Origin of the sequence: Senegalimassilia anaerobia JC110 (assembly GCF_000236865.1) — a bacterium.
GTDB classification, from domain to species: domain Bacteria; phylum Actinomycetota; class Coriobacteriia; order Coriobacteriales; family Eggerthellaceae; genus Senegalimassilia; species Senegalimassilia anaerobia.
Window position 1 is genome coordinate 302899 of record NZ_HE611014.1, and the last position, 24511, is coordinate 327409.

Below are 24511 nucleotides of genomic sequence, written 5' to 3' on the forward strand. Positions count from 1 at the left end.
GGGCCCGCCCCGCGCCGACCCGCGCGTCCCGCCCCGCCGTGCCCGCGCCCCGCCCCGCGCCGGTGCGTCTGCGTTCGAACCCCGTCCGAATCGCCCGATGCGTGCGCTCGGCGGGCGGATTCGGGCGCTTCCCGTGTGCTTGCCGGCCGTCTTGCAGCCTGCTGCTATACTGATGCGCGGAAAAATCGGCCCCCTCGCGGAACGCGGTGACGGGGGACATGAGAACGAGGGGAGCGGCGCCATGCTGCTGGCAATAGACGTGGGAAACACCCAGACCGTTTTGGGCGTGTACGAGAACAAGAAGCTGCGCTTCCGCTGGCGCGTGGCTACCAACAAGCTGCACACGTGCGACGAGCTGCGCGTGAAGCTCATCCCGCTGCTCAGCTCCGAGGGCATCTCGTTCGACGATATCAGCGGCGTGGCGCTGGCGTCGGTGGTCCCGGCGCTCACCGAGGCGTGGTGTCAGGCGACCAAGCAGATGATCGGCGTGCGTGCGGTGGTGTGCACCGCCGAGAACGCCGCCGGGCTGTTCGATGCCGGCGACTATCCCAACCCGTGGGAGATCGGCGCCGACCGCATCGCCGACTGCGTGGCAGCGCGCATGCTGTACGGCTCGCCCGTGGTGGTGGTCGATTTCGGCACCGCCACTAATATGGAAGTGATCGATGGCGACGGCACGTTCGCCGGCGGCATCATCGCGCCCGGCGTGGACACCAGCGCCCGCGCGCTGTTCAGCCATGCCACCAAACTGGGCGCCATCGAGCTGGTCAACCCGCACACTTCCATCGGCCGCAACACCGCCCAGGCCATGCAGGTGGGCATCGTCTACGGCGAGGCCGATCGTGTAGATGGCCTGGTCAACCGCATCTTCGAGCAGCTCGGCCACAAAGCCGCCGTCGTGGCCACCGGCGGCCTGGCGCGTCGCGTGGCGCCGCTGTCGCGCACCATCACGCACGTGAACCAGGACCTGACGCTCGAGGGCCTTCGCCTGGTGTACGACAACTTTATGGACAACGACGTCACCGGCCTGTACGGCCGCCCCGACGAGGTGCTGGAGTAGGGCGAGCCCCCGCCGGCGCCCCATCCCGGCTTCGCCCTCCGGCGTCTTGGGAAGCCGTCCGCAAGGCGGTTCCGTCGCCCACTTCTCCACAATTGCAACAAATTTGGCCGCATTTTCGCCGTTGCCTTGAAATCTGGGTTTCTTAACAGGCGCCTGTCCCATGGCCGACAGGGCTCGCCGCTACAATGACACCTACGTTCATGCGCCCCGCCAAAGGACGGGGCGCGTCCGCATCCAGACGAGAGAGAGGCCCCGACGTGTTGACCGACATCGAAATCGCCCAGGCAGCGACTCCGCAACCCATCAGCGCCATCGCGCAGAAGGCGGGTGTGCCCGAGCAGTACCTGGAGCAGTACGGAACCACGAAGGCTAAGGTGGACTACAACCTGCTCCGCGATGAGCAGCACACGCCGGGCAAGCTGGTGCTCGTGACGGCCATCAACCCCACGCCGGCCGGCGAGGGCAAGACCACCACCACGGTGGGCCTGGCCGACGCGCTGCAGAAGCGCGGCAAGAACCCCGTCGTTGCGCTGCGCGAGCCCAGCCTGGGCCCCGTGTTCGGCATCAAGGGCGGTGCTGCGGGCGGCGGATACGCCCAGGTCATCCCCATGGAGGACATCAACCTGCACTTCACCGGCGACTTCCACGCCATCGGCGCGGCCAACAACCTGCTCGCGGCGCTGCTCGACGCCCACATCCATAACGGCAACGAGCTGGGCATCGACGTCCGCAAGATCACGTGGAAGCGCGTGGTGGACATGAACGACCGCCAGCTGCGCAACATCGTGTGCGGCCTGGGCGGCAGGGCCAACGGCGTGCCTCGCGAGGACGGCTTCGACATCACCGTGGCCAGCGAGATCATGGCGATCTTCTGCCTGGCAACCAGCATCACCGACCTGAAGGAGCGCCTCGGCCGCATCGTGGTCGGCTACACCTTCGACGACCAGCCCGTCACCGCGCACGACCTGCACGCCGAGGGCGCCATGGCCGCGCTGCTCAAGGACGCGCTCAAGCCCAACCTCGTGCAGACGCTCGAGGGCACGCCGGCGTTCGTGCACGGCGGCCCCTTCGCCAACATCGCGCATGGCTGCAACTCCATCATGGCCACGCAAATGGCCCGCGCGCTGGGCGACTACGCCATCACCGAGGCCGGCTTCGGCGCCGACCTGGGCGCGGAGAAGTTCCTGGACATCAAGTGCCGCCTGACCGGCCTGAAGCCCGATGCCGTCGTCGTGGTGGCAACGGTCCGCGCGCTCAAGAACCACGGCGGCGTGGCGAAGGACGCGCTCAACGATGAGAACCTGCAGGCGCTCGAGGCCGGCCTGCCCAACCTGCTGCAGCACGTGGAGAACATCACGAACGTGTACAACTTGCCGTGCGTGGTGGCCATCAACCGCTTCCCCACCGACACCGAGGCCGAGCTGAAGCTCGTTGAGGACAAGTGTCGCGAGCTGGGCGTGAACGTGGCCCTGTCCGAGGTGTGGGCCAAGGGCGGCGAGGGCGGCCTGGCGCTGGCCGACGAGGTCGTGCGCCTGTGCGAGAACGGCGACGAGGCCGGCCGCAGCGCCGACACGTTCCAGTTCTCCTACGGCGATGACCTGAGTCTGCGCGAGAAGATCGAGGCCGTTGCGAAGAACGTCTACCGTGCCGACGGCGTCGACTTCGAGGCAAAGGCGGCCAAGGAGCTGGCGAAGCTGGAGAAGCTCGGCTTCGGCGGCATGCCCGTGTGCATGGCCAAGACCCAGTACAGCTTCAGCGACGACCAGACGAAGCTGGGCGCGCCGCGCGGCTTCCGCATCACCGTGCGCGACGTCAAGGTCAGCGCCGGCGCCGGCTTCGTGGTGGCGCTCACCGGCAACATCATGACCATGCCGGGCCTGGGGAAGAGCCCCGCGGCCTTCAAGATCGACGTCGACGAGACCGGTAAGATCACGGGGCTGTTCTAAGTCCCGGACGCTGAGCGACTGGGTGGTGTCCAGTCGCTCAGACAGTCCTGCTTTGGCAAAAGCCCCACTGGGGCTTTTGCGTCGTGCGGAACTCGCTTTGTGGACACCACCCAGCCACTCAGCTGGGTAAACTGCTCGTAGGGTTGCTGGGTCCCGGCATCGAGCTCGCAGGCCGCTTGTGCAGTTGATGATGGAAAGGAAGCGTATGGATACTTCGTTCGTCGAGGAGCTTGCTTCGGCGGCCCCCACGCCGGGCGGCGGCGGGGCCTCGGCATATTGCGGCGCGCTGGCCTGCGCGCTGGCGTCCATGGTGGGCAACCTGACCGTGGGCAAGAAGACGTATGCCCAGGTGGAACCCGAAGTGTATATGCGCTTGGAGAAGTTGGCGGACCTGCGCGGGCGCCTGCTCGGGCTGGTGGGCGCCGACGCCGAGGCGTTCGGCCCGCTGGCGGAGGCCTACCGCATGCCCAAGGACACCCCCGAGCAGCTTGAGGCCAAGCAGGCGGCCATCCAGGATGCCCTTGTCGGCGCCACCGAGGTGCCGCTGGACATCATGCGCACGGCGGCCGCGTGCGTGGAGCACGCCGATTTCCTGGCGCGCAACGGCAGCCGCATGGCGCGCAGCGATGCGGGCGTTTCCGTGGCGTTCGCCCGGGCGGCCGTGGACGGCGCCAGCTTGAACGTGTACATTAACGCGGCGTCCATCGACGACGCCGAACGTGCTGCACGCTACCGCGACGAGGCGGATCGACTCGTCGCGCAGATGCGCGAGCACTGCGACGAGGTGTTCGCGTTCGTGAAGGATGCGGTCTCGTAAACAGCCTGCAGGCCGATAGATGAAGGTGGAGAAAACGTGGCAGAGTTGTTGAAGGGCAAGCCGGTCGTCGACCGCATGGCCGAGGATATGCGTGGGCGCATCGCCTCGCTCGAGGAGCAGGGCGTGAAACCCACGCTGGCGCTGGTGCGCCTGGGGCAGCGTCCCGATGACCTTTCGTATGAGCGCACGGCGGTCAAACGCGCCGCCGGCCTGGGCATTCACACGAAGCCCTACGTGCTCGACGAGTTCGCGCCCGAGGCAGCGCTCAAGGCCACGCTGCAGTCCATCAACTACGACAAGACGGTGCACGGCTGCCTGATGTTCCGCCCGCTGCCCACGTTCATGGACGAGAAGGCCATGTGCAACACGCTGACCGCGGCCAAGGACGTCGACGGCATCTCGCTGGCGTCGCTTGCGGCGGTGTTCACCGACGCGCCGGACGGCTTCCCCCCTTGCACCGCGGCGGCGTGCGTCGCCATTTTAGAGCACTACAAGGTGCCCATCGCCGGCAAGCACGTGGTGGTCATCGGCCGCAGCCTGGTAGTGGGCAAGCCCGTCTCCATGATGCTGCTGCGCCGCAACGCCAGCGTCACCATCTGCCATAGCCGTACCGAGAACCTGCAGGAGATCAGCCGCTCGGCCGATATCGTCATCTGCGCCACGGGCCGCGCCCGCGCCTACGGCCGCGAGTACTTCCGCCCGGGCCAGACGGTGCTCGATGTGGGCATTAACTTCGATGTTCACGGCAAGCTGTGCGGCGACGTGGACTTCGACGAGGTGGAGCCCATCGTGGACGCCATCACCCCGGTGCCCGGCGGCGTGGGCACCGTGACCACCAGCATGACCATGCAGCACACCGTGGCCGCCGCTGAGGCCCAGCTGAAGGAAAGCCTGAAAGGTTAGCGTAACGCCCGCCTGCTCCTGAAAGCCGTTTTCCCCTGCTTATCCGCCGTTTTCGTGGGCGGGGTGCATGTTGCCGCGCATTGGCGTATGATGTGCTGCATTATGGCTAACGGACTGACATACGCACGTAAAACCGCGTCCACGGAGGCAACGAAGCAGCTGGCCGAAACGCTGGCTCCGTACCTGCATCCGGGCGACGTGGTGGTGCTTTCGGGCGATTTGGGCGCCGGCAAAACCCAATTTGTGCAAGGCGTTGCTGCGGGCCTGGGCATATCCGCTCAGGTTACCAGCCCCACGTTCAACATCCTGCTGGAGTACTACCAGGGGCGTATCCCGCTGTACCACTTCGACCTGTATCGTCTGGACGACCAGGATGAGCTGGAGGACACGGGCTATTACGACACCATCGACGCCGATGGCGTGTCGTTCATCGAGTGGGGCGAGAAGTTCCCCGGCGCGTTGCCGTACGGCTACCTGGAGATCCGCATCCTGGTGGCGGAGGACGGCGGCCGCCGCGTGTTCGCGCATGCGCTGGGAAACCGCGCTCGTCAGCTGCTCACCGTGTGGGCAAACGACTCGAAGGCTCGCCTGTCGAAGACCACGGCCAGCGCCGGCGGCTTCATCGTGCCGGGTGGCGCCCCTATGAGCACGGGCTCCATCCCCCCGATCAAGGTCGCGGAGGCCAAACCCGCCGATTCGCCTGCTGAGACGATGTGATCGCCTGCTGCCGTGCCTGATGCGTCCCGGGCGAACGTCGCGCGGCAGGCGGTATCTCGCAGCGAAACCGGCCATAAAAGGAACCATATTCGAAAGCAAGGGGAGCACTGTGCCTGAAACCGCATATGCGTTGGCGTTCGATACGGCGAACGAGGTGATCTCCATCGGGCTGGGCCGTTTGAACGCCGCGGCATGCGCGGTGGAGCCGGTGGCCGCGGTGGAGGTGGCGGCGCATCGCGCGTCGAACATGCAGCTGCTCGTGCGGGTGGATGCCCTGCTGCGCGAAGCCGGCGTGGAGCGCGGCCAGCTGGCGTGCGTGTGCGTCGGCCGCGGACCGGGCTCGTTCACAGGCGTGCGCATCGCCATGGCCACGGCGAAGGGCGCCGCGCAGGCGCTCGGTGCCGCGCTGGTGGGTGTGTCGTCGCTCGACGTGGTGGCCTGGCATGCGTGGGCCTCGGGCGTGCGTGGCCGGCTGGCCGTGGTCGCCGACGCCATGCGCAAGGAAGTCTACCCCGTCCGCTACGCGCTCGATGATGCGGGCGTGCATCGCCTTGAGGCCGACCGCGTGGTGAAAGCCCAGGTGGCAGCCCAGGAGCTGGTCGACGAAGCGTCTTCTGGCGCTGCGGTCGGCGCGTTGCAGCTGACGGGCGACGGGCTTGCGAAGTACGCGGAGTTGTTCGCCCCCGCTGGCACGCTGTTGCCCGAGGAGCTGTGGGCGCCCACGGGCCGCGGGCTTTTGCTGGCGCTGCAGGACGCGTGGCGCACGGGCGCGGCAGACCCGCTGGATGCGCAGCGACACAACCCGGCGTTCTTGCTGCCGGTGTACACGCGCCTGTCGGACGCCGAGGAGAACGAGCGCATCCGCCTGGCGAAGAACGACCCGAAAAACCTTGCCACCGGCGTGCAGGACGCCGCGCCCCGCCGCGATCAGCGCGCCACCATGCACGACACGGCGGTGCTCAACGCGCGCCCTGACGAGCACGGCATCACGTACAAGCCGCTCGACGCCGCGCATGCCGAGGACGTTGCCGCCATGGAATCCCAGGTCATGGGCTCGGATGCATGGAACGCGGCCCTGGTGGCCGATGAACTTCCGCGTGCCGATCGCACCTGGTGGGCGGCCTATGCAAGCGGGGAAGGCCCCGATGCCGGACCCGTCGCGGGCTCCGAAGGCGCCTCTTCCGCGCGTGGAACCGTGCTGGTCGGCTATGCCGGTGGCATGGTGATCGACGGGCAGGTGCAGATCCTCAAGATCGGCACCGATCCGGCGTGGCGCCGCCGCGGTATCGCGCGTCAGCTCATCTCGCGCGTTGCCTCCGATGCCCGCGACCTGGGCGCCACCACGTGCTCGCTCGAGGTGCGCGCTTCCAATGCCGGCGCGCAGGCGTTCTACGAATCGCTCGGCATGCATTCCATCGGCAAGCGCCCGCATTACTATTCCGACCGCGAGGACGCCGTCATCATGGAGGGCCCGCTGCAGGGCGTCATCGGATCTTCGGCCGTCGGCGGCGCCGCCGACGCGAAGGCGCTGCGCGCCGTCACCGAGGATGCCGGCATCCAAGAGTCCTCGGTCGACGTTGCCGGCATGACGCTTCGCGTGGACGAGGCGCACGATGCGCAGAAGGCCGCCCAGCCCGCAGCGCAGCTCGAGCGTCCGCTCATCCTTGCTATTGAAAGCTCGTGCGACGAGACGGCCGCGGCAATCGTCGACGGGAAGGGCAACCTGCTCTCCGACGTTGTGGCAAGCCAGATCGACTTCCATTCCCGCTTCGGCGGCGTGGTGCCCGAGATCGCCAGCCGCAAGCACATCGAGGCCATCTGCGGCGTGTGCGACGAGTGTCTGGACGTTGCGGCGCAGCGCTTGGGCATGGAGCGTCTGACCTGGTCAGACCTTGACGGCGTGGGCGTCACGTACGCGCCTGGCCTGGTGGGTGCCCTGGTGGTGGGCGTGGCGTTCGCCAAGGGCGCGGCCTGGGCTGCCGACAAGCCGCTGGTGGGCGTGAACCACCTGGAGGGCCACATGTACGCTAACAAGATCGGCGCGCCCGATTTCGCCCCTCCGGCGGTGGTTTCCCTGGTCAGCGGCGGAAACACCATGCTCGTGCATATGCGCGGCTGGGGCGATTACCGCGTGCTGGGCGCCACCATCGACGATGCGGTGGGCGAGGCGTTCGACAAGGTGGCCAAGGCGCTCGGCCTGGGCTACCCGGGCGGCCCCGTGGTGTCGGCGCAGGGCGCCAAGGGCAACCCGAAGGCCATCGAGTTCCCGCGCGCCATGATGCATTCGGGCGACATGCGCTTCAGCCTTTCGGGCCTGAAGACCGCCGTGGTCACCTATATCAACAACGAGCGCGCCGCGGGCCGTGAGCTCAACGTGCCGGACATCTGCGCCAGCTTCGAGGCCGCCGTGGTGGACGTGCAGGTGAAGAAGGCCGAGATGGCGCTGCGTGAAACGGGCGCCCCCACGTTCTGCCTGGGCGGCGGCGTGGCTGCGAACCCCGTGCTGCGCGCGGCGTACGGGAAGCTGTGCAAGAAGATGCAGGTGCGCCTGGTCATGCCCCCGCTTTCGGCCTGCGGCGACAATGCCGGCATGATCGCCCTGGTGGCGCTCGGCCGCTTCCGTCAAGGGAAGTTCTATGGCCTTGAAACCGACGCGCAGGCGCACGCGGACCTAGAGCAGGAGTACTAGCAGCTCGCGCCCCGAGGCTTTGCGAACACGGCTCTCGTCGGCGTTTTGCCTGATGGGCATGACTTTGCCGCTTGCGCCTTGCGCGGGTTGCGCGGCCGCGCCCCCTCGCCGACCTTCGGTCGCTGCGTCGTCGCAGCCGCAGCTTGCGTGTTCGCTTCATGCCGAACGCGCGGCGCGGCTGCGCGAACGGCTATACTGGAATGTCGAACGAACGGCCCGCTCAGGGCCAGCTTGATGAACGCGCCCGGGTTCGCCGGGCGCGCACGATACGCAAGGAGCAGCACCGCATGGCCATCGATACCGCCACCGGCAAGGAAGCGCCGGCCGAGATTTCGTCCGAACGCGTGAAGGACATCTTCTCCACCATCGCGAAGAAGTACGAGCGCTTCAACGCCATCTCCAGCTTCGGCGCTTACAAGATGTGGCTGGCGGGCATGATGAAACAGGCTCCCATCAGCGCAAACGATGATGTTCTCGACATTGCGGGCGGAACGGGCGACGTCAGCTTCACCGTGGCGCGCGCCAAGCATCCGCGCCATATCCAGTGCACCGACCTGGTCAACGAGATGCTCGACGTGGCTCGCGCACACTACGCCGATGGCGCTGCCGACGGCGTGCCGGTGGATTTCGAGGTGGTGGACGCGCAGGAAATCCCGTACGCCGATGCCAGCTACGACGCCATCACCATGGCCTACGGCATTCGCAACATGCCCGACCGCCCGCGCGCGCTGTCGGAGATGTATCGCGTGCTCAAGCCGGGCGGCAGCCTGGTGTGCCTTGAGTTCAGCACCCCGCCCAACGCCGTGTGGCGCGCGCTGTATAACTTCTATTTGAAGCACCTCATCCCGTTCTGGGGCGGCCTGATCACGGGCGACCGCGACGGCTTCGTGTATCTGTCGAAGTCCATCAAGGCGTTCCCCAACCAGCAGGGTCTTGCCCGCATGATGGAGGATGCCGGCTTCACAGGCGTTACCTGGAAGAACTACACCGGCGGCATCGCCGCAGTTCACGTGGCAAAAAAGCCCGAGTAGCGCCAATCCCGGAAGATCCCGACTGCAACGATCGAAAGCCCGCCACCGGCGGGCTTTCGTGTTTCCGACCTCGGTTTCAGTCAACTTTAAGGGTGTCTTCGTAGCATCTAGTCTCGAAATGTTCCCCGAGCCTGGGCTGTGGGCCCTTGGGAGGAAACGATGGCTTCATTCACCGACACCTTTGAACGCAAAGAGGTCAAATACCGCTTAAATGCGAAGCAGCATCGCGAGGTGCTCGATGCGCTGGCCGGGCGCATGGCCGCCGACGAGTACGGCCGCACGCGCATCACCAGCCTGTATTTCGATACGCCGAGGCGCGACCTGATCGCGCGCAGCTTGGAAAAACCCCTGTACAAGGAGAAGCTGCGCCTGCGTTGGTACGGCACGCCGACTTCGGGCGAGCGCGTGTACGTGGAGATCAAGAAGAAATACGACGGCATCGTGTACAAGCGCCGCGTGGGATGCTCGTTGACGGCGGCGTACGCCTACCTGATGGGGCGCGTGCCCTACGAGAACGCCTGCGTGCAAAATCCGCTGTCCGACCAGGTGCAACAGGACGAGGCGCTCACGCTGCACAGCATCCAGATCGCCCGCGAGATCGATGCGTTCGCGGCGCGCTATCGCAACCTGCGGCCTTCCATGTACATCGTGTGCGAGCGCACGGCGTACGCCCCGGTCCCGGGCGCCGACGCCGACGGGCTGCGCATCACGTTCGACTCGGGCGTCGCGTATCGCGATGTGCTGGCCGGCGAGCGCGGAGCGGGCAGCACCTTCCATCCGCTTTTGGGCCTGGGCGAGACGATTATGGAGGTGAAGACCGCCGGTGCTTACCCGTCTTGGCTGGTCGAGGTGCTCGGCGGATGCCAGGCGTATCCGTCGTCGTTCAGCAAGTACGGCGCCGCCTACCAGGAGTGCGAACGTGCCGCCGGCGTCCGTTTCGTTCGTAACGCTCTCCCGACCCTGACTTCCCGAAAGGATGATCGTTGTGCTTGATTCCGCGCTCTCCTCGGTCTTCGGAACGGCCGATTCCCTGGTGGCAAGCGTGTCCACCGTGCAGTTCCTGATGTGCTGTGTCGCGTCCATTGTGCTCGGTGCGGCCGTGGCCTGCATCTATATGTTCCGTCACAAATACTCGAAGAACTTCGTGGTGACCCTGGCGCTGCTGCCGCTTATCGTGCAGATGGTGATCACCCTGGTCAACGGCAATCTTGGCGCGGGCATCGCCGTCATGGGCGTGTTCAACCTGGTGCGCTTCCGCAGCATCCCGGGCAGCGCGAAGGATATCGGCAGCGTGTTTTTTGCCATGGCCATCGGCTTGGCCACGGGCATGGGGTTCATCGCGCTGGCCGTGCTGTTCACGTTCATCGTCGGCGTGGTGAACGTGGTGTACGTGTTGTCGCCGTTCGGGCGGCCGCAGCAGCCGGAGAAGGTGCTCCGCGTGACGGTTCCAGAGGACCTGGAGTTCGATGGAATGTTCGACGCCGTGCTGGCGCGATACACCGCCGAGCATGAGCTGACGGAGGTTTGCACCACGAACATGGGCAGTTTGTACCAGCTTGAGTATCAGGTGCGCCTGGCGCAGCCCGGGATCGAGAAACGCCTGATGGACGAGGTGCGCTGTCTGAATGGGAATCTGAAGGTCAGTTTGAGCAACGCGCAGGTCTCCAAGGAGGTGCTCTAAATGGGCTGGTTTGCGAACCGACGCGCCCGGGCGGCGCGCGAAAGCGGGGTCGAGGCGTCTGGGGCGTTTTGCCGGGCTGTCGGCCAGGATGAGCATGGTCCCGATGTCGCCGCGCCAGCGGCGGGCGGATCGTCGGCGCCGCAGCGCAACGATGTGCGAGGCCTGACGCGCCTGGCGTGCGGCGCGGTCGCCTTGCTGGCTTTGAGCGGCGTGCTGGCGATGGAGGGCTGCGCGGCGGTTTCGACGGATGCGGAAAACTCGGCCGCATCTGAGCAGGCTGCTGCGGCAAGCGCTTCCGACGTGGAGTATGCGTCGTTCGAGGAGGTTGCGGCGACGTTTGACGAAAGCGCCCTTGACCTGGGCTATTCCAAGCGCGACCTTGATGCATCCCATGATGCGTCGTCGGCGACCGTTATCACGCTTTCCGGCGATTCGGCTAGCGTGCAGGGGGCGGGCGCTCAAGCGAGCGCCGCTGGTGCGGTCATCTCGTCGGCGGGCACGTACATCGTGTCGGGTGAGCTGACCGACGGGCAGCTGCTGGTCGACGCCGGCGACGACGACAAGGTGCAGCTGGTGCTGGCGGGCGCGACCATCCATAACGAGGACGCCCCGGCAATCTACGTGCGTAATGCGGACAAGTGCTTCGTCACCTTGGACGCCGGGACGGAGAATAATCTGTCCGATGGGTCGTCGTATGCGCTGGAAAGTGATTCCGACGAACCGTACGCCACGCTGTTCAGCCGCTGCGACCTGACGCTGAACGGGTCCGGGACGCTGAACGTGACGAGCGCGTATCGCCACGCGGTATGCTCGAAGGACGACTTGGTCGTTGTATCCGGCACGTACAACATCAGCGCCGTGGAGGATGGTTTGCGCGGCCGCGACAGCGTGAAGGTTCGCGACGGCGTCTTCACCATTCAGGCTGGCGGCGACGGCATCAAGTCGAACAAGGACGACGATCCGACGAAAGGTTTCGTGAGCATCGATGGCGGCGCGTTCGACATCCAAGCTGGCGACGATGCGGTGCAGGGCAAGACGCTCATCCGCCTTGCGGGCGGATCGCTGACGGTGGCGGCGAACGACGATGCCTTCCATTCCGATTTGGAGATGCACCTGCTGGGCGCCTCGATAGAGGCCAGCGCGGGCGACGACGCGTTCCACGCGGAGACGAAGCTGACCGTGGACGGCGGGATCGTGAACGTGGCCAGCTGCAACGAGGGTTATGAAGCGGAGAAGGTCTACGTCAACGGCGGCGATACGCACATCGTGGCAAGCGACGATGGCGTGAACGCCAGCGCCGCCGACCTGTCCGACGACGCGGATGCCGATACCGTGAGCAGCACGCTTCCCAATGGCGGCACCCCCGGTGCGCCCGGCAAGGGCGGCGGGGCTGCGACGCCGGATGCCGGCGGCCAGGCTCCTGCAGGTGCGCAGCAGAGCGGGCAAGCCCCCGACGCCGCTGCCCAGCAGGATGGGCAAGCCCCGGGCGCCGCAGGTGTCCAACAGGGTGGCCAGGCCCCCGACGCCGCCGGTGCGCAGCAGGGTGGAAGTGCGCCCGAGCCTCCGGTGGGCGATAACGCAGGCGGCGCAGGCGGCGTTATCGATCCCAGACAACAGGGCGGCGACCCTGCGGCCGGCGGCGGCGTGGGCCAGGCGGATAACAGCTGCCTCATCCAGATTAACGGCGGTTACTTGGTGGTCGACTCCGTCGGCGATGCCATCGACAGCAACGGCAACGTCGAGGTGACGGGCGGCGTGCTGCTGGTCTCCGGGCCCACCAGCGATGGCGACGGCGCGTTCGACTACGACGGCAGCGCGACCATCAGCGGCGGCACCGTGCTCATGGTCGGCTCCACGGGCATGGCGCAAAGCTTCACCGGCGGCACGCAGGCCTTCGCCATGACCTCGGCAAGCGGAGAGGCCGGCCAGAGCGTGTGCGTGGTCGACGGTAGCGGCAACGTGGTGGCGTCGTTCACGGCGACCAAGCGCTTCGGCATGGTGTTGACTTCCAGCCCGGCTTTTGCGGAAGGCGGCGAATATACCCTGGTCATCGGCGGCGAGATAGCGAACGCCAACGCCGACGGCTACACGGATTCCGGCGCGGTGAGCGGCGGCAGCGAGACCGCCATCACGGCCAGCTGCGCGGCTTCCGCGGGCATGGGCAGCGCGGGCGGCCCTGGCGCAGCCGGCGGCAAGTAAGACGCTTTGGGGACGTAGGCTAATCTGTCCGGTGGCCTTCGCCCGCCCTTGTCCGTCGTCTTCCCTGCCTGTTGTTCTCCGTGGATAGCCGGTATTGCATTTCGCCGGTCGGACGCCTCGGCCGAGGCGTCCGACCCGAGCGTCCGACCCCTGAGCATCGTGCTCGCTTGCCGTTTGCGGCGGGGTTTGCGGAGTTCTCAAGCACTCCACCATGATGGAGTACAATGAAGGCAAAGAACCCGGTGAATCGGAAAGGCGATGCCGAATGAGCGAGCTAAGAACCCCCGAGGTGGAGGATCTGCTGACCGTTTTCTCAAAAATCCAGGACAAGGACGACATCTTCCTGCTGCTTGAAGATCTGTTCACCATCCGCGAGATCCGCGAAACCTCGCAGCGCCTCGCCGTTGCGCGCCAGCTCGACGCCGGCAATTCATATGCTTCCATCGAGAAGGCCACGGGGGCGTCGGCAACCACCATCGCCCGCGTGTCGAAATGCCTGAGCTACGGCGCCGGCGGCTACACCATGGCGCTCAACATCCTGGACGACGCCCGCAAAGGGAAGTAAGTCCCGAGCGGTAGGGCGGGGCCGAGGCTTTCCGGCGTGCCCTGTGCGGCAGCCGCGGATTCGGCGCTTGCCGTGGTGCTCCTTGAGGCGCGCCCTCTGTCAGATCCCCTGCAGCGCGCTCGTCATCAAATCCCCCTATAGCGCGCCAGTTGAAAAATCCGTCGATACGGCTGTGCCGAAGCCCGCCGTCCTCCTTCGAGGGCGGCGGGCTTTTCGTTTCAGCGAATCGTGCCCCTCTTCGCAACATGAAATCCCTCGAACCTGTGACCCCTGACATCGCGCGAATGCCGTTCAGCATCGATTTGCTGCCTGGGTCAGGCTTCATTCGCGCGTTGCGCCCCGCGTAAAATGCGGGCTATTTCGCGTTTCTCGCGAAGATCTCCAACACCAGCTGCAGACGGGTGCCCAGAGGCAATGGGTTCTGCTTAAGGAACCGCGGAACCTCGCGAAGCGGCAGCGTGAACACCTCGATAAGCTCGCCATGCTCGGGATGGGCTGCTTCGTCCTTCTCCACCTGGGCGAACACCGTTTGCACGCTTTCGTCGCTCATGCCGGTGGACGAATGCCCGGCCTGCGGCAGCAGCTCCACGGCGCCTTCCGGGATGTCGGTGCGCAGGCCGTAACCCGTTTCCTCGCGCAGCTCACGGTCCACGGCCACGGCGAGGTCTTCGCCGGGCTCCACCAGGCCCGCGGGCAGGCCGACCACCCAGCTGTTCAGCGGATAGCGGAACTCGCGGATGAGCACCAGGTTGCCGTCGCGCGTGATGGGTACGATGGATACGGCGTCGGCTGTGCGCTTGCCGCTGGTGCCGGCGGCCTGTTCGGCCGCGGCAACGGCTGCAGCGCCGAAGTCTTCCGCACCCTCGTCGATTGCCGCGATGGCCGTGTTGCTGCGCGCCTCAAGGCGCGCCAGCTCGGCGCGGTACGCCTCCAGGCCCTTGCGCGAGGCCGCTTCATATATGTAGTCGCTGCCGTCGGGCAGCACGTACGTGAGAATGTACTTCTTGATCCAGCCGTCGGACACTTGCTCGATATGCTTCAGCTGCGGGGTTTCGCGCATGGCGGGTTCCTTCCTGTCGATTAACGACATGGTAGCGCAAGCGCGACGACCTCGTGCAGCGCGCTTGCGGCGGAGTGGGGAGCGCTGCCGCAGCGAGCGGCAGCAGACCCGGGCGGGCGACGGAGGTGCGGACCCGTCGCGAGGCGGTGGTCGCAGCAGAGCGGTTGGCGTACGGGTTTTGTCGAGCGGCAAGTGCGGCAGGATGGGAGCTCTGCTGCAGCGAGCGGCGGGTTCGATTGCGGCGAGCCGATTTGCGCCTGGCAGTTTCCCCGCCTAAACGTAGGACCGCCGCGGTGGGAAACCGCGGCGGTCCTACGTTTAGGCGGGGAGGGAGACCCCGCGATGGGCTTTGCCGCCCCGGGATGGGAGACGGGGCGGCAAAGCGGCGCCGATGGGAAGACGGCGTCTTGGGAATCGGCGGGACGTGGGCGGGAACCCCGCGCCCCGCGCGCCAAGCGGGAGTGGGAGACTTCGCTTGGCCGGATCGCGGATGGGAGGGCGCGATCCGTAAAGGAAAGGGATAAGGAACGGTTCATATAGTAGGAGCGCCGCCTGAAAGAAGCCTTAAAGAAGCATGAACGCCGCGTGAAGTTGGGCAACGGGCCGTTGGGTTCGCGCCCGCGCGACGCTTGCGGGCGGCTCGCCGGCCCCGCGCCTCGCTCGCTGCGGGTTCTTGGCGCCCGCCGTGCGGTTTGCGGCTTCCCTCGGCCCCTCAAGTTCCCGCATCGTGACGCGAAAATGACGTGAAGGTAACGCGTTAGCACTCTCACTTGCAGAGTGCTAACGCAGGGTCTATAACGATAACTGTTCAAAGGAACGGTCCCCTGAACGGGGCCGCAACGAAAGCAACCGAAACGGCGGCGGAACAACCTGCCGGCCCGTTCGCAAGCTTGACGGCCGTTGCGCGATGCGGCGCAACTGTCCGCCTGGCAGGCGAATCGGGCAAGGTGCCCGACCGGGAATCGGCCGGTGCCGGGCAGCACGCTTCGCCCCAAGAAACGGAGATGACGATGATGTCCATGCTGGTACCTCGTTCCAATCGTATTTTCAACGATCTTATGACCGACCCGTTCGACAACTTCTTCGGCACCATGGCGGCGCCGAGCGTGAAGACCACGCCGAACCTGATGCGCACCGACATCCGCGAAACCGAGACCGGTTTCGAGCTGACCATCGACCTGCCGGGCTTCGACAAGGAAGGCGTGCAGGCCGAGCTGAAGGATGGCTACCTGACCGTCACGGCCGAAACCAAGCAGGAGACCGAGGACAAGAAGGGCACCTACGTGCGTCAGGAGCGCTTCAGCGGCAAGTGCAGCCGCACCTTCTACGTCGGCGACGACATCGAGGAAGGCGACATCAAGGCCAAGTTCGATAACGGCACCCTGCAGATCGACGTGCCGAAGAAGGTCGCCAAGCCCGAGCCCGAAACCTCGCGCTCCATCTCGATCGACTAGCTGGTTCGAACGCTTCCGGCCGATTGCGGGCGTCGCTTGCCCTGGCATAGGTCGCGATTATGGACCGGTACCCTGCCCCCTCGAACCTTTTCTCAACTCTCACCTCCTTACGAAGACCCCATCGCGGCATGTCCGCGGTGGGGTCTTCGGCGTTTCGGGTGCTGTTTGCGGCCTTCGCGGGTGCCCTAAGGGGCCGCGGCGGGCCAAGGGGCGATGCGTCTGCATTTGAACGAGGATACCCGGAAAGGCCATACCTGACAGTTAATGCTACGTCCCCTAAGTGTCCGTCTGCAGCTCTCTGCGCCTCCCTTACAACGCTCTCACCTGCGTAAACGCAAAGTTTACCCCGCGGGGGTACTAGGCGTGCTCGCTTGTGCGGGCGCATGATGTGCGCGTTGGATGGGGCCGTGGAGGGCCCCGCGGCAAGTCCGGCGGGTGGGGCACGGCGCAACGCGTCGCTTTCGCCAGCATGCGGCCGTTATCCGGTTGCGGACGTCTTCCTCGAGCGTCGTCGCACCCGCCGGGCTTGCCGAAGGTTCCAAGGAAAAGGAGAGGAACGAATGGCTGAAGACGAGAAGATCTCCCAGCCCGGCGAGGGCGCGCAAGCGCCTTCCCCGAAGCGCAAGGCCAAGCGCGGCTGGATCATCGGCGGCGTCGTGGCTGCCGTGATCGTGGTGGCGGGCGCGGGTTTCTGGGTATGGCACGAGACGCCCAGCTTCTGCAACGCCATCTGCCACAGCCCCATGGACAGCTACGTCGACACGTACTACAGCGGCGACCAGGGCATGCTGGTGACCGCGCACGCCGAGGCGGGCAACAACTGCCTGAGCTGCCATGAGCCCGTGATCACCGAGCAGGTGGGCGAGGTCATGAAGTGGACCTCCGACGACTATCCCATGACCGCCGACGGCGCGAAGCTGGCCGATGGCGCCGACATGGCCAGCGAGGAGTTCTGCGCCAAGAGCGGCTGCCACGACATGGACGACGTGGTCGCCAGCACCTGGGGCTTCGAGGGCAACGGCGAGCAGTTCAACCCTCATAGCAGCCACCAGGACCTGGCGCTCGAGTGCGGCGACTGCCACAAGGCTCACGAGAAGAGCGTCCTCATGTGCAACCAGTGCCACAAACTGAACATGCCCGAGGGATGGGAGGCCCCGAATGCAGCATAACGGACTCGACCGCCGCACCTTCCTCAAGGGCGCGGGCATCACTGCCATCGGCGCCGCCGCCATGGGCGCGCTGACCGGCTGCGGCAACGGCTACACCGTCCCCGCCGGCGAGGAGCCGGTAAACGCGAGCGCCGGCCAGGTGCCCGGCACGCCCAGCTGGCTGGGCCAGGCTCCCGAGGTCGCCGAGCGCGATATCACCGAGACTATCGACACCGAGGTGCTGGTCGTGGGCTGCCGCACCGCCGGCCTGCCCGCCGTCATCTCCGCCGCCGAGAACGGTGCGAAGGTGCTCGGCATCGACCGCACCTCCACCGTGCTCGCTCCGCGCGAGGATATCGGCGCCATCGACTCGAAGCTGCAGCTTGCTTCGTTCGACGAGTACCCGCAGTTCAAGATCGACAAGATGGAGGCAATGGAGGACATCGTCCGCTATGCCAACGGCTTCATCAACTACGACCTGGTGAAGGTGTGGGCGAACGAATCCGGCGCCCTGATCGATTGGCTCACCGAGATCGTCGAGCGTGACGGTCGCCTGGTCATGCAGTTCGAAGGCTCCGTCGGCACGGAGGGCCAGGGCGCGCGCGACAAGGCGTGGGCGACCGGCCACAGCCCGAACAAGACGGACAAGGGCAAGGAGGATAAGAACTTCAACTTCGGCGTGTCGCTCAAGGAGTATGCCGAGGAGAAGGGCGCCGAGTTCCGCTGGTCCACCGAGCTCATCAAGCTGGAGCAGGACGAGAGCGGCCGTGTGGTCGGCATCATCGCCCGCGACGTGAACGACCGTCATTACATCCGCATCAACGCTCCCAAGGGCGTCATCCTGGCGACGGGCGGCTACGGCAACAACCTGGAGATGATGGAGGCGCGCCAGCCCTGGAATCAGAAGATGCGCATCTCCATCGGCCGTAACGGCACCGGCGGCAACCCCACGGGCGACGGCATCAAGGCCGCGTTGTGGGCCGGCGGCCAGATGGACCCCATTGGCGCCGCATGCATGTTCAACCGCGCGGCCGTCAAGCCCGACGAGAAGGCGGGCGACGGCATCGTGGGCGAGTGGTGGTGGTTCGGCGAGCAGCCGTTCATGAAGGTCAACCTTAACGGCAAGCGCTTCTGCAACGAGTCCGGCCCGTACGACTACATGCTGCACTCCACCGTCATGCAGCCCGGTCACACCTACTGCGACATCTTCGACAGCGACTATGTCGAGCAGGTCAAGCAGATGAACGAGGTCGGCTGCTGCCGCCTGTACCCGTTCGATAACGGCAGCCCGTCGAACATGAGCATCAACCTGATGCCGAAGATGTTCTTCGATCCGTTGCTGGAGAAGGGCTATCTGCAGAAGGCCGACACCCCCGAGGAGCTGGCGCAAAAGCTGAACATCCCGGTGGACAACTTCGTGGAGACGTTCAACCGCTACAATCAGATGGCGGAGAACGGCAAGGACGAGGACTACAACAAGGAGCCCTACCGTCTAATGCCGCTGAAGACCCCGCCGTATTACGGCATCCGCACCGGCGCATGGTTCCTGGCCACGCTCGACGGCGTGCGCATCGACACGAACATGCACCCCTTCCGCGAGGACGGTTCCGAGATCGAGGGCCTGTATATGGCCGGCGACTGCTCGGGCGGCTTCTTCAGCACCAGCTACCCGAACCTGTTCACGGGCCTGGCCTGCGGCCGCACCATGGTCGAAGGCCGTCGCGCCGGCATGCTGGCGGCAACCGGCCAGGCGTAGCACCTGCCGGAAAGTTAGCGTATGAAGCGCCGCGCACCTTTGGGTGCACGGCGCTTTCGCTATATCGCCATGATAGAATGCGGGCATGACCGATAAGAAGCTGCATACCGAAGCCGACCGCGCTAACGTGCGCGACTTGTTCACGCCGGCGTTTTGGCGCTCGTTCGCCGCGTTGTCGCTGGTGCTTTCGGTCTCGTCGTTCATGAACGTGTCGGTGTTCCCGTTCTTCGACGGGGTGTTCACATATGCACGCGACATATCCGTCACGGCCAACGCTGCCGTCCTTATAGCAATCGGTTTGCTTGCAACGTTCCGGCCTGCGCTTTTGCATGTGCGGGCGTTGAATGCGGGCGCCCTTGTCCTTATGGCGGCAGGCTGCGCCCTTCCGTTGGCGCTGGGGTTGGGAAGCGCGCCGTTGCTGGTGCTGGCGTCGTGCGCGTTGGCGGTTGGCCGCGCCTGGTGCGTTCTGACCGCGGGCATCGCGGCGTCGCGGTTGTCCTCTGTCCAGGCGGGCGTGCTGGTCCCGCTGGCGTTCGTGGTGCAGGGAGCGACGTCGGCGTTCGCCTGGCTCCTGCCCGTGTGGGTGGGTATGGCGATCTTCTTGGCAGCTCCCTTCGCCGCATGGGCCCTGTCGTGGCGCGATGCGCGCCCCGTGCTCGAGCAGACGCAGGCCGGCGAGGCTCCGCACGATTTCTCGGTCACGCGCCCGTCTTCGTTCCTGCCGCTGGCCAGCCAGCTGTTCGTATGTCTGTTCCTGTTTCGCGTGGCGTTCGGCTGTTCGTTGCGCTTCGGCGAGGTCGGCGGCGCGCCGTTGTCCTCGTTTTTCGTGATCCTGCCCGTGGCGATGGTGGCCGTTTGGGCGCTGCTGTCCGAGAGGCGTTTCCCCGCCGATTTGCTCGTGCAGGTGTCGGTGCTGCTCATCGTGGCGGGCTTCTTGGCCATGACCATGGACCTGCCGCACTCGAGCACCGCAACGGTGCTGCTGCTGTCCACGGGCAACATGCTGTTCGACATGGTCGCATGGGCGGTGCTTATCGCGGTGGCGGCGCGCAACAGCCGCGGCGCGGTGGCAGCGTTCGCGTGGGGCCGCGGCGTTTCGAGCCTGGGGTCTACGCTGGGTGCGACGCTGGGCGTGCGCGCGAATGCGCTGGCCGGCATGGGCACGCCGCTGTTCGATCTGTTCGCCGCGGCGTTGATCTTGCTGTTCGTCGGCTATGCGCTCATCGGGCTGAGGCGGTTCAGCTTCCGCGAGGTCATCGACGGCGTGACGCCGGTCGAGACGGCGGTGGCCGAGACGCCGAAGGCCACGTTCGACGAGCGCTGCCGGGCGCTGGCAAGCCAGTACAGCCTGACCCCGCGCGAGCTCGAGGTGTTCCAAATGCTCGCGCGCGGCCGCGACCGCGCCTACATCCAGGAGCAGCTGGTGGTATCGCGCAACACGGTGAAAGCCCACGTCAAGCATATATACGCGAAGCTGGACATCCACTCGCACCAAGACCTGATCGACCTGGTGGAGAAGGGGTAGGGCGTTGTTCGCCTAAAGGGGAAGGGTGATGCTCGCATGAAGCTGGTTGGACTGATCTCGGATACGCATGGGCGCCTGCCCGATGCGGCGCTGGGCGCCTTGGCGTATTGCAACCATATCATCCATGCGGGCGACATCTGCGACCCCGGCATTTTACGCGAACTGCAGATCATGGCGCCTACCACGGCGGTGCTGGGTAACAACGACTACGACGAGTACGGTAAGAACGTGACGCGATTCGCCCATCCTGTCATCGACGGGGTGCGCTTTTTGGTGGCGCACTATCCCAACGATGCCCGCATCGGTTTCAACGGCTCGCGGGCCATCGCGCCGGGGGATCCGCTGCCGCAGGTGTGCGTGCATGGGCACACCCATATCCCCGAGATTCTTACCGGCCGCGACGCGTACCCGGCCAGCCTGTTCATCTGCCCGGGAAGCTGCAGCCGCCCGCGCGGCGGGTTCCCGGCGTCGGTCGGCTTCATCGAACTGGAAGCGGGCCGCGTGCGAGCCGCCCGCGTGGAATCGCTCGACGGCGAAGTGCTGATGGAGATGGGGAAGTAGGGGCTGGGGCTTGGCATGCCCGCCTGCTGTCCTCGAGGCGCGACGCCGGCGGGCTGCAACCCCTTTCGGGGTCGCTTCGGGCTAGTTGCTGCCAAAAATCGCGCGAGTGCGTGTGTGTTTCATTGCCTAGGAGCGATGAGTGTATCGTACGCATCGATTTATGTCACGAACGCAAGCATTAAGATCGCTTTGAGCAGGATTGGCCACCGATATGGCTAGAGCCGACGGTATCTACACGCACTCGCGCGTTTTTTGGCAGCAAGTACGAGAAAGGCCGCCCGCGTGGAATCCCTCGACGGCCAAGTGCTGCTGGAGATGGGGAAGTAGGGAAGCAATGCGGCCGCCCAATCGGGCGGCCGCTTGCGTGTTGCCGGCAATCCCCCTACGGAAACGAAAAGGGCCGAGCTTCTGCTCGACCCTGGGTGGAACGCTTTCGTTTGCCTGCAGCTTAGAACTGCTTGAACACCTTGGCCGGAGCGCCGCAGATCGGGCACTTCTCGGGGGCGGCGGAACCCTTCTCGATGTAGCCGCAGCCCGGGCACAGGAAATAGGAGTCGTCATCGGCGGCGTCGATGTTGTTGTACGCCTGCAGATACAGCTCGGCGTGCACGGCCTCGGCCAGCTTGGCCTTGGTGAACACCTGGACGGCCTTGTCGTTGCCCTCCTCCTGGGCCTTCGCGATGAAGCCGGGGTACATGTCGGAGGTCTCGAAGATCTCGCCGTTGGCGGAGGCGATCAGGTTCAGGTCGATCTCCTCCAGCTCGGGGGCGTCGGCAGTGGGGCGCTCGTAGCCCGGCTCGAGCTCCTCGACCAGGCCGGCCTCCAGGCGGATGTGCACCTGCTCGGCGGCGCTGGTGGCCTCCCACAGGCGGCCCAGCTGCTCGTAGCCCTTCTCCTTGGCAAGCTTGGCGCAGGCGGCGTACTTGGCGGAGGCGCCCGTCTCGCCGCACACGGCGGCCTTCAGGTTCTCCAGCGTGGTGCCGACCTGGCAGGTTGCGCCGGCGACGCGGTTAAAGTTGGAGGAATTCTCTGCGGTGGGCAGTTCGGTGCGCTTATTCATGGTGATACTCCCTCTCGTCTGAAGTAGTGGTTCCATTCGGAATCGTTAATGAGAATCAATCTCAATAGCTGTAGAATACCCGGCCTTCCGCCCGAGTGCAAGCGCTAATCGGCCGCAACGGCTCGGCTCCGCACAACCGTCACACGGATAGCCGCGGGTAACTTCAATGCGGCGACCATGCGCCGCGATTGCCTCACTAAAGAAGCCATGGTAAACTTCTCAAGATTTGTTAGCGAATAGAAACAGTTAGCGAGCGTGAGACGTGAGCAAGCGGATTGCCTCGATCGAGCAGGCGGCGCCTTCCGGCCCGGCATATTCCGATGCCGCCCGATCGGCGAAAGCGGCGTGTTCCGGTGGTGTCGGCCCATTCCACGCGACATCGTGCCGCTTAACGGGCGGCAGCCACCGCGTCAGCCATGCCCTTTGGGCCGTCGGCGGCTTCCTATGCTTCGCGCTGGGGATGGTCGGCGTGGTGCTGCCGATTCTGCCCACCACGCCGTTCATCCTGGTGGCGGCCTTCTGCTTTGCTCGTAGCTCCACGCGTTTGAACAGCTGGTTCAAGGGCACAAAGGTGTACAAGCAGGTGCTGGAGGGATACGTGACCAAGCGTTCCATGACGCTGCGCGCGAAGCTCACCATCCTTATTCCGGTGACGGTGCTGCTGGCAATCGGCTTCGTCTTGATGGGCCGCGTCCCCGTCGGGCGGGTTGTCCTGGCGGCGGTCTGGATCGGCCACATCATCTACTTCGGTTTCATAGTGAAAACCGACAAGCAGGCATAAGGGATTTCGCCCTAGCCGCGGGCCGGATGCGGCCTTGGTCAAGCGGGCTCCTTGCGTAATCGAGCCGAACAGGGGCTCTCTGCGCCGCTTCCGCCCCGTTCGTCCCACCTGCAATTCCCGCCTGCTTGCGACCCGCAAACCCGTAAGCCCCCGCACCCGCAATCCTCGCCCACGCAAAAGGCCCCGCGTTCGCGGGGGCTTTCAACCTGCGGCTATTTCGTTTTCCAGACTTTCACGCGGCAGCAGTTCACGGCTTCGCCGCCGATGGGCGTGTAGTCGATGTTGGAGTATGTGACCACCGTGTCGCCCGCGCCTTCGGACGCCAGCCACTCGCCGTAGTCGTCGGCTCCGTTCTCCGCTGACAGCGCGAAGTAGCGCTTGCCCTGCAGATCGACGCCGCATACGGCGCTCGTGGACTTCACCATCAGCCAGTTGCCGCACCATGCCGGCGCGGTGGTGGGCGTGCGGTCGAAGCGCAGCCACTTCTGCGCGTTGTAGCCGCCGCTGCCCGGCGACTCGGCGGGGGCGTACGTGCCCAAGTTGGCGATGCCGTCGCCGTAGCTGTACGTGGCGTCGAACGCGAACGTGAAGCCGGTCTTGCCGTAACCCGCCTCGAGCGGCTTCATGGACGCGGGAAGCGTCAGCGTGTCGGTGACGTCGCCGTTCTCGCTCACGCGCGTAAGCTGGTAGTACGACGACGCACCGGTGACGCGCGGCGTGATGACCACGCCGTCGCCCGCCGCATACGGGGCCGTTGCCATGCGGCCGGCCGATTCGTACACCACGTTGGCATCTGAGCTGCCCATGGAGGCGCTCTTGAGCTGCGCGATCAGCGACGCCGCGACGACGGTGCTGTCGGACTGCGGCATGACCTGCCAGAACGCGTGCCCGCCCACGGCGGCGATGGTGGGGGTCTCGAACCGATCGGTGGAGCCCTCATCGAGCTGCTGGATGTTGGAGAGGGCGTCGCCGTTGGAGTTCAGCTTTCCGGCGAAGATCCGCCAGGTGCCGTCCATGATGTTCGCCTCGGTCCACACCACGCCCTGCGAGGTGCAGCGCGCGTCGTAGATCTCGAAGCCCTCGTCCTGCCCGCGTGCCTTGTCCAGCACCACGGCCGACGTGCCCGACGACAGGGCCAGCGTGGCCACCTGCGCCAGCGGCTTGGCCTTCTCCGTGGGGATCAGGCAGCAGGCGAACTTCGAATCGTTGCACCAGACCAGGGAGCCGTAGGGCAGGTCATAGGAGCCCTGCTGCTCTGCGCAATCGTCAGCGTTCTCCACCTGCGACAGGTCGGAGATGGTGAAGACGGCGTCGGTGGGCACCTTCAGCGTTTGGATGTCGGGCGTGGAAGAATCCTTGCCGCCCGCGACCGCGGCGACGCCGGCGCCCGCAGCCGCCAGCACGCCTACGCCGAGTGCGCCCAACAGCAGGCCGCGGCGCGTGATGAGCGTTTGCCCGCCGTCGCCGACGGCAGGCCGTGGGGTGCCGCGGCCGGTGGGGGAGCCGCCGGAGATCCCGATGCCGCCCAGGCCCGGCGTGCCGGAGAGCGGGGTGGGGG

20 protein-coding genes are annotated in these 24511 nt (G+C 65.9%); 17 read left to right on the forward strand and 3 right to left on the reverse strand.

Going from position 1 to position 24511, the window contains the following annotated elements:
* Positions 1-241 precede the first annotated feature (241 nt).
* From SFHG_RS01295 to SFHG_RS01345, 11 genes are all read left to right on the forward strand, one after another.
* Entirely contained in the window at positions 242-1060 is an 819-nt protein-coding gene (locus SFHG_RS01295) for a type III pantothenate kinase (protein ID WP_042432478.1), read from the forward strand.
* A 257-nt stretch (positions 1061-1317) separates the two neighbouring features.
* Complete coding sequence (locus SFHG_RS01300; protein WP_042432480.1) at positions 1318-3006, forward strand: formate--tetrahydrofolate ligase; 1689 nt, start codon at positions 1318-1320, stop codon at positions 3004-3006.
* A gap of 205 nt (positions 3007-3211) precedes the next feature.
* Complete coding sequence (locus SFHG_RS01305) at positions 3212-3823, forward strand: cyclodeaminase/cyclohydrolase family protein (protein ID WP_042432481.1); 612 nt, start codon at positions 3212-3214, stop codon at positions 3821-3823.
* Positions 3824-3859: 36 nt separating this feature from the next.
* Positions 3860-4726, forward strand: coding sequence for a bifunctional 5,10-methylenetetrahydrofolate dehydrogenase/5,10-methenyltetrahydrofolate cyclohydrolase (locus tag SFHG_RS01310; protein ID WP_042432482.1), 867 nt, complete (start codon positions 3860-3862; stop codon positions 4724-4726).
* A gap of 102 nt (positions 4727-4828) precedes the next feature.
* Positions 4829-5443, forward strand: a complete 615-nt coding sequence (gene tsaE / locus SFHG_RS01315; RefSeq protein ID WP_081468910.1) for a tRNA (adenosine(37)-N6)-threonylcarbamoyltransferase complex ATPase subunit type 1 TsaE — start codon at positions 4829-4831, stop codon at positions 5441-5443.
* 109 nt (positions 5444-5552) lie between these two features.
* Positions 5553-8132, forward strand: coding sequence for a tRNA (adenosine(37)-N6)-threonylcarbamoyltransferase complex transferase subunit TsaD (tsaD, locus tag SFHG_RS01320; protein WP_042432484.1), 2580 nt, complete (start codon positions 5553-5555; stop codon positions 8130-8132).
* A 287-nt stretch (positions 8133-8419) separates the two neighbouring features.
* Entirely contained in the window at positions 8420-9163 is a 744-nt protein-coding gene (locus SFHG_RS01325) for a class I SAM-dependent methyltransferase (protein WP_042432487.1), read from the forward strand.
* A gap of 159 nt (positions 9164-9322) precedes the next feature.
* The gene (locus SFHG_RS01330) at positions 9323-10156 is read left to right on the forward strand and encodes a polyphosphate polymerase domain-containing protein (RefSeq protein WP_081468870.1); all 834 of its coding nucleotides are present in this window, start codon (positions 9323-9325) and stop codon (positions 10154-10156) included.
* A complete protein-coding gene (locus tag SFHG_RS01335; RefSeq protein WP_042432489.1) occupies positions 10149-10844 on the forward strand; it encodes a DUF4956 domain-containing protein in 696 nt (231 codons plus the stop codon). Before SFHG_RS01330 ends, SFHG_RS01335 begins: the two co-directional genes overlap by 8 nt.
* Positions 10845-13043, forward strand: coding sequence for a carbohydrate-binding domain-containing protein (locus SFHG_RS01340; protein ID WP_202898032.1), 2199 nt, complete (start codon positions 10845-10847; stop codon positions 13041-13043).
* A 265-nt stretch (positions 13044-13308) separates the two neighbouring features.
* The gene (locus SFHG_RS01345; protein ID WP_042432493.1) at positions 13309-13608 is read left to right on the forward strand and encodes a YerC/YecD family TrpR-related protein; all 300 of its coding nucleotides are present in this window, start codon (positions 13309-13311) and stop codon (positions 13606-13608) included.
* A gap of 355 nt (positions 13609-13963) precedes the next feature.
* Here the strand turns inward: SFHG_RS01345 and SFHG_RS01350 are convergent, their stop codons facing one another.
* Entirely contained in the window at positions 13964-14668 is a 705-nt protein-coding gene (locus SFHG_RS01350) for an NUDIX hydrolase (RefSeq protein ID WP_042432500.1), read from the reverse strand.
* Positions 14669-15672: 1004 nt separating this feature from the next.
* Here SFHG_RS01350 and SFHG_RS01355 point away from each other — a divergent pair.
* The 5 genes from SFHG_RS01355 (at position 15673) to SFHG_RS01375 (ending at position 21112) form a co-directional block, all read left to right on the forward strand.
* The gene (locus tag SFHG_RS01355; RefSeq protein WP_222859225.1) at positions 15673-16122 is read left to right on the forward strand and encodes an Hsp20/alpha crystallin family protein; all 450 of its coding nucleotides are present in this window, start codon (positions 15673-15675) and stop codon (positions 16120-16122) included.
* Between the two features lie 560 nt (positions 16123-16682).
* Positions 16683-17291 (forward strand): cytochrome c3 family protein, encoded by a 609-nt coding sequence (locus SFHG_RS01360; RefSeq protein ID WP_042432502.1) that lies wholly within the window; start codon positions 16683-16685, stop codon positions 17289-17291.
* The gene (locus tag SFHG_RS01365) at positions 17281-19026 is read left to right on the forward strand and encodes an FAD-dependent oxidoreductase (RefSeq protein ID WP_042432504.1); all 1746 of its coding nucleotides are present in this window, start codon (positions 17281-17283) and stop codon (positions 19024-19026) included. The genes SFHG_RS01360 and SFHG_RS01365 overlap by 11 nt, the downstream gene beginning before the upstream one ends.
* An 85-nt stretch (positions 19027-19111) precedes the next feature.
* Positions 19112-20551, forward strand: coding sequence for a helix-turn-helix domain-containing protein (locus tag SFHG_RS01370; protein WP_042432507.1), 1440 nt, complete (start codon positions 19112-19114; stop codon positions 20549-20551).
* A 36-nt stretch (positions 20552-20587) separates the two neighbouring features.
* Positions 20588-21112: a metallophosphoesterase family protein gene (locus SFHG_RS01375; RefSeq protein ID WP_042432510.1), complete on the forward strand. Its 525-nt coding sequence runs from the start codon at positions 20588-20590 to the stop codon at positions 21110-21112.
* A 448-nt stretch (positions 21113-21560) separates the two neighbouring features.
* On the opposite strand, the gene ngr is transcribed toward SFHG_RS01375, so the two are convergent.
* Positions 21561-22172: a nigerythrin gene (gene ngr / locus SFHG_RS01380; protein WP_042432513.1), complete on the reverse strand. Its 612-nt coding sequence runs from the start codon at positions 22170-22172 to the stop codon at positions 21561-21563.
* A gap of 262 nt (positions 22173-22434) precedes the next feature.
* Here ngr and SFHG_RS11065 point away from each other — a divergent pair, with 262 nt between their 5' ends.
* Positions 22435-22953, forward strand: coding sequence for a YbaN family protein (locus SFHG_RS11065; protein WP_238318239.1), 519 nt, complete (start codon positions 22435-22437; stop codon positions 22951-22953).
* A gap of 212 nt (positions 22954-23165) precedes the next feature.
* Here SFHG_RS11065 and SFHG_RS01390 read toward each other — a convergent pair.
* A partial coding sequence (locus SFHG_RS01390) for a hypothetical protein (RefSeq protein WP_202898033.1) occupies positions 23166-24511 on the reverse strand: 1346 nt, incomplete at its 5' end.

Coding starts and splice junctions, on each gene's coding strand:
- SFHG_RS01365 (WP_042432504.1), top strand. CDS start 17,281: ATGCAGCATAACGGACTCGACCGCCGCACCTTCCTCAAGGGCGCGGGC.
- SFHG_RS01355 (WP_222859225.1), top strand. CDS start 15,673: ATGACGATGATGTCCATGCTGGTACCTCGTTCCAATCGTATTTTCAAC.
- SFHG_RS01330 (WP_081468870.1), top strand. CDS start 9,323: ATGGCTTCATTCACCGACACCTTTGAACGCAAAGAGGTCAAATACCGC.
- SFHG_RS01340 (WP_202898032.1), top strand. CDS start 10,845: ATGGGCTGGTTTGCGAACCGACGCGCCCGGGCGGCGCGCGAAAGCGGG.
- SFHG_RS01345 (WP_042432493.1), top strand. CDS start 13,309: ATGAGCGAGCTAAGAACCCCCGAGGTGGAGGATCTGCTGACCGTTTTC.
- SFHG_RS01375 (WP_042432510.1), top strand. CDS start 20,588: ATGAAGCTGGTTGGACTGATCTCGGATACGCATGGGCGCCTGCCCGAT.
- tsaE (WP_081468910.1), top strand. CDS start 4,829: ATGGCTAACGGACTGACATACGCACGTAAAACCGCGTCCACGGAGGCA.
- SFHG_RS01305 (WP_042432481.1), top strand. CDS start 3,212: ATGGATACTTCGTTCGTCGAGGAGCTTGCTTCGGCGGCCCCCACGCCG.
- SFHG_RS01370 (WP_042432507.1), top strand. CDS start 19,112: ATGACCGATAAGAAGCTGCATACCGAAGCCGACCGCGCTAACGTGCGC.
- ngr (WP_042432513.1), bottom strand. CDS start 22,172: ATGAATAAGCGCACCGAACTGCCCACCGCAGAGAATTCCTCCAACTTT.
- SFHG_RS01295 (WP_042432478.1), top strand. CDS start 242: ATGCTGCTGGCAATAGACGTGGGAAACACCCAGACCGTTTTGGGCGTG.
- SFHG_RS01360 (WP_042432502.1), top strand. CDS start 16,683: ATGGCTGAAGACGAGAAGATCTCCCAGCCCGGCGAGGGCGCGCAAGCG.
- SFHG_RS01350 (WP_042432500.1), bottom strand. CDS start 14,668: ATGCGCGAAACCCCGCAGCTGAAGCATATCGAGCAAGTGTCCGACGGC.
- SFHG_RS01325 (WP_042432487.1), top strand. CDS start 8,420: ATGGCCATCGATACCGCCACCGGCAAGGAAGCGCCGGCCGAGATTTCG.